The organism is Pseudacidovorax sp. DMC4 (genome assembly GCF_056314265.1).
Map to the genome: position 1 here is coordinate 163,239 of NZ_JBQUYR010000016.1, position 11,827 is coordinate 175,065.

General features: G+C 70.8%; 7 protein-coding genes and 1 pseudogene. 4 read left to right on the forward strand and 4 right to left on the reverse strand.

Annotated features, from left to right (window positions below; all coding sequences use genetic code 11):
• Window positions 1-3,162, reverse strand: coding sequence for an efflux RND transporter permease subunit (locus ACT54X_RS25105; RefSeq protein WP_294368937.1), 3,162 nt, complete (start codon window positions 3,160-3,162; stop codon window positions 1-3).
• Between the two features lie 15 nt (window positions 3,163-3,177).
• Window positions 3,178-4,359: an efflux RND transporter periplasmic adaptor subunit gene (locus ACT54X_RS25110; protein ID WP_476349256.1), complete on the reverse strand. Its 1,182-nt coding sequence runs from the start codon at window positions 4,357-4,359 to the stop codon at window positions 3,178-3,180.
• Window positions 4,360-4,504: 145 nt separating this feature from the next.
• Between ACT54X_RS25110 and ACT54X_RS25115 the strand changes: the two genes are divergently transcribed.
• On the forward strand, window positions 4,505-5,215 hold the full coding sequence (locus tag ACT54X_RS25115; RefSeq protein ID WP_476349257.1) for a TetR/AcrR family transcriptional regulator: 711 nt from the start codon (window positions 4,505-4,507) through the stop codon (window positions 5,213-5,215).
• A 30-nt stretch (window positions 5,216-5,245) separates the two neighbouring features.
• Here the strand turns inward: ACT54X_RS25115 and ACT54X_RS25120 are convergent, their stop codons facing one another.
• Together ACT54X_RS25120 and ACT54X_RS25125 are read right to left on the reverse strand one after the other, a co-directional pair.
• Window positions 5,246-6,319: a Bug family tripartite tricarboxylate transporter substrate binding protein gene (locus ACT54X_RS25120; RefSeq protein ID WP_294368929.1), complete on the reverse strand. Its 1,074-nt coding sequence runs from the start codon at window positions 6,317-6,319 to the stop codon at window positions 5,246-5,248.
• Window positions 6,316-7,290: a LysR substrate-binding domain-containing protein gene (locus tag ACT54X_RS25125; protein WP_294368927.1), complete on the reverse strand. Its 975-nt coding sequence runs from the start codon at window positions 7,288-7,290 to the stop codon at window positions 6,316-6,318. Before ACT54X_RS25125 ends, ACT54X_RS25120 begins: the two co-directional genes overlap by 4 nt.
• A 129-nt stretch (window positions 7,291-7,419) precedes the next feature.
• On the opposite strand from ACT54X_RS25125, the gene ACT54X_RS25130 reads away from it, so the two are divergent.
• The 3 genes and pseudogenes from ACT54X_RS25130 to ACT54X_RS25140 all read left to right on the forward strand — a co-directional run.
• Complete coding sequence (locus ACT54X_RS25130; protein ID WP_476349260.1) at window positions 7,420-10,158, forward strand: tannase/feruloyl esterase family alpha/beta hydrolase; 2,739 nt, start codon at window positions 7,420-7,422, stop codon at window positions 10,156-10,158.
• Entirely contained in the window at window positions 10,158-11,552 is a 1,395-nt protein-coding gene (locus ACT54X_RS25135) for an alpha/beta hydrolase family protein (protein WP_294368921.1), read from the forward strand. Before ACT54X_RS25130 ends, ACT54X_RS25135 begins: the two co-directional genes overlap by 1 nt.
• Window positions 11,553-11,609: 57 nt before the next feature.
• Window positions 11,610-11,827 (forward strand): annotated as a pseudogene (locus tag ACT54X_RS25140) (tripartite tricarboxylate transporter substrate binding protein BugD); the annotation flags it as partial.

Sequence of the window (11,827 nt, forward strand, 5' to 3'; positions counted from 1 at the left end):
TCAGGTTCCTTCGGCCGGCAGGGCACCGGCAACGGGTTGAGGGGATGGATGGCGTGGGCCACGGCGTTCCACCGTGCCCAGCACCACCACGAAGAACAGCGGCACGAAGAGGATCGCGAGCACGGTGCCCGAGACCATGCCGCCCACCACTGCCGTGCCCAGCGCGTTCTGCGCGCCGGCGCCGGCACCGTGGCCGAACACCAGCGGCAGCACGCCCAGGATGAAGGCCAGCGAGGTCATCAGGATCGGCCGCAGGCGCAGCCGTGCGCCTTCGAGGGCGGCGTCGACCAGACTGGCGCCACGGGCATGCAGGTCCTTGGCGAATTCCACGATCAGGATGGCGTTCTTCGACGCCAGGCCGATGGTGGTGAGCAGGCCGACCTGGAAGTACACGTCGTTCATCTTCCAGGTGAGCAGGGCGGCCGCCAGCGTTCCCAGCAGCCCCAGCGGCACCACCATGATCACGGACAGCGGGATCGCCCAGCTCTCGTACAGCGCTGCCAGGCACAGGAAGACGAAGAGGATCGACAGCCCGTACAGCAGCCCGGTCTGGCCGCTCGACGCCTTCTCCTGGCGTGAGATGCCGGTCCATTCGAAGCCGAAGCCCGGCGGCAGTTTGGCCACGGCCTGCTCGACGATGGCCAGCGCCTCGCCGCTGGACGCGGTGCCCGGCAGCGCCATGCCCAGGATCTCGCTCGACGGGAAGCCGTTGTAGCGCTCCAGCCGTGGCGAGCCGCTGGTCCAGCGTGCCGTGGCGAAGGCAGAGAAGGGCACCATGGCGCCGCTGGCGTTGCGCACGTACCAGCGGTCGATGTCGCCGGGCTGCATGCGGTAGGGGGCATCGGCCTGCAGCATCACCTTCTTCACACGGCCACGGTCGAGGAAGTCGTTGACGTAGCTGCTGCCCCAGGCGGTGGACAGCGTGCTGTTGATGTCGGCGATGGACAGGCCCAGGGCCTGGGCCTTGTGCGGATCGATGTCGAGCCGCAGCTCCGGCGCGTCCTCCTGCCCGTTGGGCCGCACCGCCACCAGGCGCTTGTCGGCGGACAGTTCGCCCAGCAACTGGTTGCGCGCCTTCATCAGGGCGTCGTGGCCGAGGTTGGCTCGGTCCTGCAGCATCAGGTCGAAGCCGGTGGCGTTGCCCAGCTCGGCCACGGCGGGCGGCGAGAAGGCGAAGACCCGTGCGCCACGCAGCGTGTTGAAGTACATCGTCGCCTTGGTCGTCACGGCCGAGACGCTCAGCGCCTCGCCCTGGCGTTCGTCCCACGGCTTGAGCTTGACGAAGGCCATGCCGGTGCTCTGGCCGCTGCCGGCAAAGCTGAAGCCGTTGACCGAGAACACGCCGTCGACCGCATCCTTCTGGTCGACGAGCAGGTGATGTTCCACCTTGCGCAGCACCTCGTCGGTCCGCGCGCTGGTGGCGCCGGGCGGCAACTGCACCAGGATGAAGGCCGAGCCTTGGTCCTCGTCCGGCAGGAAGCCCGCCGGCACCTTCAGGAACACGGCCACCACGGCCGCCGTCATCACGGCGTACAGCACCATGTAGCGCCAGCCCTTGCGCAGCACATGGCGCACCACGCCCTGATAGCCGCGCTGGCCGCGATCGAAGGTGCGGTTGAACCAGCCGAAGAAGCCCTTGGTGGCCAGCGCATGATCGCCCGCCACGGGCTTGAGCAGCGTGGCGCACAGCGCGGGCGTGAGCACCATGGCCACCAGCACCGACAGCGTCATGGCCGACACGATGGTGATGGAGAACTGGCGGTAGATCACGCCGACCGAGCCGCCGAAGAAGGCCATGGGCACGAACACCGCCGCCAGCACCAGCGCCACGCCCACCAGGGCGCCGGTGATCTGCCCCATGGACTTGCGCGCGGCCTCCTTGGGCGACAGGTGCTCCTCGCTCATGACCCGCTCGACGTTCTCGACCACCACGATGGCGTCGTCCACCAGCAGGCCGATGGCCAGCACCATCGCGAACATGGTCAGCGTGTTGATCGTGAAGCCGAAGACGGCCAGCACGCCGAAGGTGCCCAGCAGCACCACCGGCACCGCGATCGTGGGAATCAGCGTGGCCCGGAAGTTCTGCAGGAACAGGTACATGACCAGGAACACCAGCACCACGGCCTCGGCCAGCGTCTTGACCACCTCCTCGATGGAGATGCGCACGAAGGGCGTGGTGTCGTAGGGCTTCTGCACCTTCATGCCCGCCGGGAAGAACTTGGACAGCTCCGCCATGCGCGTGTCGATGGCCCGGATGGTGTCGAGTGCGTTGGCGCCGGTGGCCAGCTTGATCGCCAGGCCGGCCGCCGGCTTGCCGTTGTAGCGGGCGGTGGAGGCGTAGGACTCGCTGCCCAGTTCGATGCGGGCGACGTCGCGCAGGCGCACCTGGGCGCCGTTGGTCAGCGTGCGCAGCAGCACATCCTCGAACTCGGCGGCCGTCTTCAGGCGGGTCTGCGAGGTGATGGTGGCATTGATCTGCTGGTTGCCCGAGGCCGGCAGGCCGCCGATCTGGCCGGAGGACACCTGGGCGTTCTGCGCCTGGATGGCGGTCTGCACGTCCAGGGGCGTGAGGCCGAAGCTGGCCAGCTTGTCCGGGTTCAGCCAGACGCGCATGGCGTACTGCGAGCCGAACAGCGTGATGTCGCCCACGCCTTCCACGCGGCTGATGGCGTCCTGCACGTTGGCGGCGACATAGTCCGAGAGGTCGGAGCCGGTCATGCTGCCGTCCTCCGAGGTGAAGGCCAGCACGGTCAGGAAGTTGGTGACGGCCTTGGACACCGTCACGCCCTGCTGCTGCACTTCCTGCGGCAGCAGGGCCGTGGCCAGCGAGAGCTTGTTCTGGACCTGCACCTGGGCGGTGTCCGGGTCGGTGCCGTTCTCGAAGGTCAGCGTGATGGTGACGGCGCCCGTGGACTCGCTGGTCGAGCTCATGTAGCTCAAGCGGTCCAGGCCCTTCATCTTCTGCTCGATGACCTGGGTGACGGTGTCTTCCACCGTCTTGGCGGAGGCGCCCGGATAGTTGGCGGAAATGGAGATCGCGGGCGGCGCGATGCTCGGGTACTGCGCGATGGGCAGCGTGAAGACGGACAGCAGCCCGCCCAGCATGACCAGGATCGCCAGCACCCACGCGAAGATGGGGCGGTCGATGAAGAAGCGTGACATGGTGCTCCCCGGGGATCAGCGGGCCGAGGCCGCCTTGGCGGCGGGCGCGGGCGCAGCCGTCCACGGCGTGGTCTTGACCTCCACGCCGGGCGCGGCGCGCTGCAGCCCGTCGACCACCAGCACGTCGCCGGCCTGCAGGCCCGAGCGGACCACCCACTGGTCGCCCCTCTCACGGCCGGTCTCGATCATGCGGCGCTGCAGCTTGTGCTGCTCGCCGACCACATAGACCATCGGCCGGCCGCCCCCGTCGCGCACCACCGCCTGCTGCGGCACCATCAGCGCGTCGCTCTTTACCCCCTGCTGGAGCACGGCACGCACGTACATGCCGGGCAACAGCACGCCCTGCGGGTTGGGGAAGAGGGCGCGCAGCGTGATGGCACCCGTCGAGGTGTCGACCGTGATGTCGGAGAACTCCAGCTTGCCTTCCAGCGGATAGTCGCTGCCGTCCTCCAGCAGCAGCCGCACGCGCGCGGCGCCGGCGGCGCCGGTCTGCAGGTCGCCGCGGGCCATGGCCTGGCGCAGTTGAAGCAGGTCGGCGCTGGACTGGGTGACATCCACGTAGATCGGATCGAGCTGCTGGATGGTGGCCAGCGCCGTCGACTGGTTGGCGGTGACCAGGGCGCCGGGCGTCACGGAAGACTTGCCGATGCGGCCGGAGATCGGTGCCTCGATGCGCGCATAGGCCAGGTTGATGCGGCTGGTCTCGACATTGGCCTTGGCGGAGGCCACGTCGGCCTCGCCCTGTTCCAGCGCCGCGGCCGCATCGTCGTAGTCCTGCTGGCTCACCGCCTTGATGGCCACCAGTTCCTTGTAGCGCTGGGCTTTGAGCCGGGTGGTGGTCAGGCTGGCGCGCGCCTTGGCCAGCGCCGCGACGTTGGCGTCGTACTGCGCCTGGTAGGTGGCGGGGTCGATCTGGTAGAGCGTCTCGCCGGCCTTGACGTCGCCGCCCTCGCGGAACTTGCGTGCCTTGACGATGCCGGTCACCTGCGGGCGGACGTCCGCCACCAGCGAGGCGGACGTGCGGCCCGGAAGCTCGGTGGTGACGGCCAGCCGCTGCGGCTGCAGCGTGATGACGCCCACCTCCGGCATGCCGGCCGCGGGCGGTGGTCCGCCCGGCGGCTTGCCGCAGGCGACCAGGACGCAGGCGGACGCCAGCGCGACCGCGATGGTCGAGACGAATGTGAGAGAGGGACGCATTGTTTTTCCTCCATGGAAGCGCGGCACCGGCCGTGAGTTCAGTTTTCAATACCGTACCGTACGGTACCGTTAAGACCGCAATGTAGTTTGACGACCCTCGCTCGTCAACCAATAATGAACGGGTGAGTTCGGAAAAGGAATCGAATTGAGGGTCAAGACCAAAGCCAAACGAGACATGCTGCTGCTGGCTGCATCGCAGGTGTTCCGCGAGAAGGGGTTCGAGGGCGCCTCGATGGGGGACATCGCGGCGCGGGCCGCGAGTTCGAAGGCCACGCTGTACGGCTACTTCAGCTCCAAGGACGAGCTCTTCGTGGCCGTGACCATCGCCGCGGCGGAGTCGCACTTCGAGCCGATCTTCGACGCGCTCGGCAAGGAAGACGACGAGTTCGAGCCGGCGCTGCGCCGCTATGGAGAGAAGTTCCTCATCGCCGCCTGCTCGCCCGAGGCCGTCCAGGCGCTGCGCGCCGTGATTGCCGAGGCGGGCCGCAGCGATGTGGGCCGGCAGTTCTACGAGCAAGGACCGAGGAAGGGCGGGCAGGAACTGGCGGCCTTCCTGGAGCTGCACATGCAGCGCGGCAGCCTGCGCCGGTCCGATCCGCACACCGCCGCACAGCACCTGAGCGCACTGCTCGACGCGGAGACGATGCTGCCCCGGATGCTGGGCTTCGAGCAGAAGTGGACCCGGACCCAGTTGCGGACCTGTGCACGGCGCGCCATCGATGCGTTCCTCAACGGCTATGGAAATCCCGCGCCGGGAACTCCGTCAACGCCGGCACCAGCGGCACCGGCGCCACAGGCAACGCCAGCCGAACCGCCCCCTCCACCGCGCACCACCGCCCCGGCCCGGCGCCGCTGACCGGGCGTCGCGCCCGGGTCGCTCACCTTCTTAGTCGAAGGCGGCAGGCCGTGCGGCCACCAGCGCCCGGTTGCGGCGCCGGTCGGCGGCGATCTCGCGCAAGAAGTCCTCGGCGCTGCCGCCGGCCGGCAGGTTGTGGGCCTCGCGCAGGCGGCGGCGCAGGGTGTCGTCCTGCCGCAGCAGGCGCTCGACTTCCCGGTTGATCCGCTGCACCACCGGCGCAGGCGTGTCTGCGGGCGCGAAGAGCCCGAAGAGCGAGTCGCGGTTGGCGTCCGGGTAGCCCAGCTCGGCCAGCGTGGGCACACCGGGCAGGGCGTCGATGCGCCGCGGCGCGCCCACGGCCAGCGCCTGCAGCCGGCCGTCCGCGATGTACTGCAACTGCTGCGCCGCCACGTTGGTCGACAGCACCTCGAACTGGCCGCCCAGGGCATCGGTGAGCTGCGGCCCGCCGCCGTGGTAGGGCACATGCACGATGGCCGTGCCGCTGACGGCGCGCACCTGGGCTAGCACCAGGTGGCCGAGGGTGGCGACGCCCGAGGTGGCCCAGCGCAGCCGGCCGGGGGACTGGCGGGCCTGGGCGATCAGGGCCTCGAAGCCCCGGCCCGCGAAGGCCGGCGTGCCCACCACCAGCACGGGCGTGTGCATCACGCCGATCACCGGCGCGAAGGCACGCAGCGGCTCGTAGGGCACAGGGCCGATCAGGGGCTGCAGCGTCAGCGGGCTGATAGCGGAGAAGGCCAGCGTGTGGCCGTCGGCCGGCGCGCGGGACAGCAGGGCCAGGCCCACGCTGCCGCCGGCACCGGCCCGGTTGTCGACCACCACCGGCACACCCAGCGCCTGCGACAGCGGCTCGGCCAGGGCACGCGCCATGCCGTCGCTCACGCCGCCGGGTGGGTAGACGACGATCAGCCGCAGCGGACGGCGCGGCCAGTCGGGCATTTCGTCGGCGAAGGCAGCGTGACGCGGGCCGACGAGGCCCAGCGCGCAGGCGGCCAGGCCGGCGGCGACGGTGCGGCGAGGCAGGGGGTCGCTCGCGCCCGGCGAGCCGCCTTCGGCGTCGTCCGCGTTGCGCCTGCTGTGCGCAGTGGCGTGCCGGGCCCTCATGGCAGCGCCTTCTTCGTGCGGCGCGGCGACGTGCGTGCCGGGGGCGTGGTCGTTGCGGGCGGGGCCTCCTGCGCGGCCAGCGCCCGCACCAGTGCCGTGAAGCGCTGCGCGGGCAGGTTGTCCTGGTCCGCGCGGGAGACCAGGGTCAGCGGCGCGTCGAGCGCCTCGGCATCGGCCAGGGGCAGGTAGGCGATGGCATGGGCATGCACGCCTTCCATCGAGGCCGGTACCACCGACAGGCCCACGCCCGCGGCGACCAGGTTCAGGTTGCTCATCATGCGTTCCACCTCGGCCACCACCTGCGGCCGCAGCCCGCGCGCATGCGCCAGCGAGAGCAGTTCGGCATAGAGGCCGGGCGCCCCGGCCCGGCGCACCAGGATCAGCGGCTGCGCACACAGTTCGGCCAGCGACAGCGCGCGACCCGCCGTCCGCCCTGCAGCCAGCGGATGTTCGATGGGCAGGGCGGCCAGCACCGGCTCGCGCAGAAGGGTCTCGAAGACCAGCCCCGGCGGTGCCGCCACCGGCACACGCAGCAGGCCGCCATGCAGCCGGCCGGCGGCCAGCGCCTCGGTCAGCTCGGCCGCGTTGTTCTCGCTGATCTGCAGTTCGACATCAGGGTATTGCCGGCGGAATTCGCGCAGCGCCTGCGGCACGAAGCGGTGGGCCGCGGCCGAGCTGGTGAAGCCCACCGACAGCACGCCGGCCTCGCCGCGCGCCAGCCGTGCCATGCGGGCCTCCATGGCCGCCATGTCCTGCATCAGCCGCTCAGCCTCGGCCTGGAAGGCGCGGCCGGCATCGGTCAGCGCCACGCCGCGCGGATGGCGGCGGAACAGGGGCATGCCCAGCTGCCGCTCCAGCGCCTTGATCTGCACGGAAAGCGGCGGTTGCTGGATGCCCAACTGCTCGGCCGCCCGCGTCATGTGGCCGGTCTGGGCGACGGCCAGGAAGTAGCGCAGTGCGCGTGTCTCCATATCTTTTTGGTATCGAAAGTGCCGTTTTATTTTATTTGACCCTAGGTCGGAGCCTGCCTATCGTGCGCCGCGCATTCCCTTCAACCAGAGCGGCCCTCGCGTTCGAGCCGCCACAGGAGACCGATCACCATGCAGCCCCCGGGCCCCCGCACCGCTTCCACGCTTCCGTCGCGCTCCCGCACCCGGGCTGCCGCCTTCAGTCTTGTCCTGACGCTCGCCGCCTGCGGGGGCGGCGGTGGAGGGGGTGCCGGCTTCGCCTTTCTGCCGTCCTCACCGCCGGCCGCCGCACCGGCGCCGGACGAAACGCCCCCGCCGGCCAGCCCGCCACCCGCCGCGCCCACCGTCGACTGTGCAGCGCTGGCCGGCCGCAGCCTGCCTGCCAGCGCCATCTCGCTGCCCACGGGCGGCGCCACGGTCACCACGGCCGTGGCCATCTCCGCCACCGATCCCGCCAACACCCTGGGCGACTATTGCCAGGTGCGCGGCAGCATCCAGCCGGTCGACGCCTCCGCCCAGGCCATCCAGTTCGCGGTCAACCTGCCGCTGGCCTGGAACGGCAAGACCATCCAGTTCGGCGGCGGTGGCTTCAACGGCCGGCTGATCGACGGCACCGAGCCCGTGCGCTTCGGCCCGACAGACCAGGCCGCGCCGCTGGCCATGGGCTATGCCACCTATGGCGATGACTCCGGCCACCAGTCCAGCAGCATCACCGACGGCCGCTTCGCCACCAACGACGAGCAGCTCGCCAACTACGGCGGCCTCACGCTCAAGAAGACGCGCGACGTGGCCCAGGCGCTGGTGCTGGCCTACTACGGCCGCAAGCCGACGAAGGCCTACTTCCTCGGCACCTCGACCGGCGGGCGCGATGCGCTGGCCTACATCCAGCGCTGGCCGGCCGACTACGACGGCGTGATCGCCAACGAGCCGGCGCTCAACTACAGCGGCACGCGGCTGTCGAACGTGGCCGTGGGTCGTGCGCTCTACGCCAACGGCGGCGCGGGCTGGATGAACGTGGCCAAGACGCTGCTGGTGCAGCGCACCGTGCTGCAGGCCTGCGACCGGCTGGACGGTGCGGCCGACAGCATCGTGAGCAACGTGGAGAGCTGCCGCCAGCTCAACAGCGCCATCCTGGCCTCGCTGCGCTGCCCCGGCGGCACGGACGCGGGCGACAGCTGCCTGTCGGACGCCCAACTGGCCACGGTGCGCACGATCGAGTCGCCGCTGGACTTCAGCAGCTACGCGCTGGCCAATGGCGTGACGCGGGCCGGCGGCTACAACCTGCTCGAAGGCGCGCTGGTGGCGGGCCCGTACACCACCCGCGACCTGGGCACGCGCCCCGTGCCCGGCAACCCGGCCACCTCGGCCGACGCCAACATGTACGTCACGGGCGACCAGTGGGTGAAGTACTTCGTCACCCGCGACGCGGCCTTCGATTCGCTGACCTTCGATCCGCTGGCGCCGGGCGCATTCACCTCGCGCGTGACCACCGTGTCGGCCCTGACCGATGCGACCGACCCGAACCTGGCGCCCTTCTTCGCGCGCGGCGGCAAGCTCATCATGCTGCACGGCCTGGCCGACGAGGTGATCAGCCCCAACTCCACCATCGATTACTACAACCGCGTGGTGGCTACCGTGGGCGCGGCCTCCGCGGCGCAAAGCCTGCGCTTCTACACCGTGCCCGGCATGGGCCATGGCACGGGCGTCTTCATTCCGGGCTGGGATTCGCTCAGCGCGCTGGAGGCCTGGGTGGAGAAGGGCCTGGCGCCGGCCACGCCCGTGGCCATGGACACCGTGGCCGGCAGCTACGGGCGCACCCGGCCGCTGTGCCAGTTCCCGGCCTGGCCCAAGTACCGCGGCAGCGGCAGCCTGGACGCCGCCGTCAACTACAGCTGCGTGACCGAGGTTGGCGACCCGCTCGCATGCCAGTACCTGCCGGCCTCGGCCACCACCTACAAGGGCGGCAACATGGCCGGTGAAGAGCTGCGGGTGCAGATCGACCCGGCCACGCTGGCCTACACCGTCACCATCGACGCCAGCAGCCAGCGCGCCGCCGGCACGCAGCGCAGCGGCACGCTGGTGCCGCAGGGCCAGTGCAGTTACACGAGCGGTGAGGGCGGGGCGCTGTTCACCTTCGCGCCGGGCGGGGTGCTGTCGGGCGGTGTCACGCGAGCAGTGGGCGGTGGCTTCGCGTCGCTCGTGGCCTTCCAGACCACCTTCGACAACCGCAGCACGCCCACCGTGTTCAACCCGGTGGCCGCCATCTCCAACGCGGCGGGCGTGCAGCAGGCAGGCACCGGCGCGGCGACGGGCTATGCGGGTGCGGTGCGGCTGCGCAATGCGGGCACCTTCCAGTACTGCCGCGACGCCACCACCGGCGGCTTCATGGTCTACGACGCCAACTGCACGCAGACCGAGAAGGGCTACCTCAGCTTCAACGGCACGCGCGGCGCCTTCGACGTCTACACCACCGCGCCGACCGGCGGTGCCACCACCACGGGCGGCACCCTGTCGGGCTCGATGGTGATCGGCCTGGTGGGTGGTGCCGCGGTGCCGCTGCACTTGGTGCGCGATGGGTCGGGCAATGTCGGCATGCGTGTGCATGCCACGCAGCAGAGTCTGATTGCCGGCACGGCCGACGGCAGCTACATCGCGGCCAGCAGCAACGGCGACAACCGCGACGCCGCCATCGCCGGCACCAGTCTGCAGCTGGGAAGCGCGAGCGCCACGCTGGTCTTCGACACGCCGGTGCCCGGCGTGGCCACGGCGGGCACGGGCCGGCCGGGCAAGCTGATCTACAACAGCGGCGTCTTCGCCTTTGTCGCCGATCCGGGCGCGAATGCGGCGCTCGAACTTGGAGTCCGTCACTGATGCACTGCTCATCCATCTTCCGACCGGCCTTGCTGCTGGCGGTACTCGGCACCGCCAGCCTGCTGTCCATCGCCGCTCCTGCCTCCGCCAGGGCGGATGCGGACGAAGCCATCCGCCCGGCCGCCGCCACAGGCCCGTCGCCCGCCGCGTGCCCCCAGGCCGTGCCGCAGGACGCGCGCTGCTACACCGGCGCCGACGGCGCAGGCGCCTTCTACTGGATCGCCATTCCCAGGGATTGGAACCGCGTGCTCGTGATGCATGCACACGGCGGCCCCGAGACCGGCCCGCCGAAGCTCTCGCGCAGCGAGGAGGACCTGACGCGCTGGGCCATCACGGTGAAGGCCGGCTATGCCTGGGCCGGCTCCACCTACCGCCGCGGCGGCTACGGCGTGACCATGGCCGCCGAGGACACCGAACGCCTGCGCCGCATCTTCGTGGCCCGCTTCGGCCAACCCCGCCGCACGCTGCTGCACGGCCAGAGCTATGGCGGCGGCGTGGCCTCGAAGGCGGCCGAACTCTATGCGCCGACCGGCGGGCTCAAGAGCCCCTACGACGGCCTGGTGCTGACCAGCGGCGTGCTGGGCGGCGGCAACACGGCCTACGACTTCCGCCTGGACCTGCGGGTGGTCTACCAGTACGTGTGCCGCAACCATCCCCTGCCTTCGGAGCCGCAGTACCCGCTGTGGCAGGGGCTGCCGCTGGATTCGACGCTGACGCGCCAGGACCTCGCACAGCGCGTGCGCGACTGCGCGGGCGTCGGCCTGCCCGCGGCGCAGCGCTCGCCCGCGCAGGCGGCCCATCTCAAGACCATCCTGACGGCCGTGAAGATTCCCGAGCGGACGCTGGTGGCCCACCTCAACTGGGCCACCTGGCTGTTCCAGGACCTCACGCAGAAGCGGCTGGGTGGACGCAACCCTTTCGGCAACGTCGGTGTGCGCTACGACGCGCCGCCCGGCGAGGCCGAGGCGCTCAACGCCGGCGTGCTGCGCTACGCGGCCGACCCGCAGGCCCAGGGCGCCCTGGCGGCGGACAGCCTGCCCACCGGCCGCACCTCGCTGCCCACGGTGACGATGCATGCCATCCACGACCCGACAGCCTTCGTCGAGCTGGAGGATGCCTACCGCCGCATCCGCACCGCCGCAGGCACCGAAGGGAACCTGGTGCAGACCTTCGCCGACGAGCGCGAGCACAGCTACCTGAGCGACCCGGAATACCCGGCCCTGTTCGATGCGCTGCTCGCCTGGATCGACCGCGGCGACAAGCCCACGCCCGCCGGGCTGGCCGAGGCCTGCCGCCGGCTGGAGCCGCGCTATGGCACGGCCGGCAAGCCGGGCTGCCACCTGCAGCTCGACTGGCGGCCCCAGCCCGTCGAGGCGCGCGTGCCGCCGCGCTGAGGTGCGCATGGCCTGCCGCCGCTCACAGCATCCGCATTCACATCAGGAGACTCGACCATGACCCCCATCTTCCGCCTGGCCGCCGCGGCAGCGGCCGCCTCATTCGCCCTCGGCACACAGGCCGCCGACTTCCCCGATGGCAAGACCATCACCTTCGTCGTGCCCTTCGCGGCCGGCGGCCCGACCGACAAGGTGGCGCGCGACCTGGCCGAGGCCATGCAGAAGGCCCTGGGCGCCACCATCGTGGTGGACAACACCGCCGGCGCCGGCAGCAC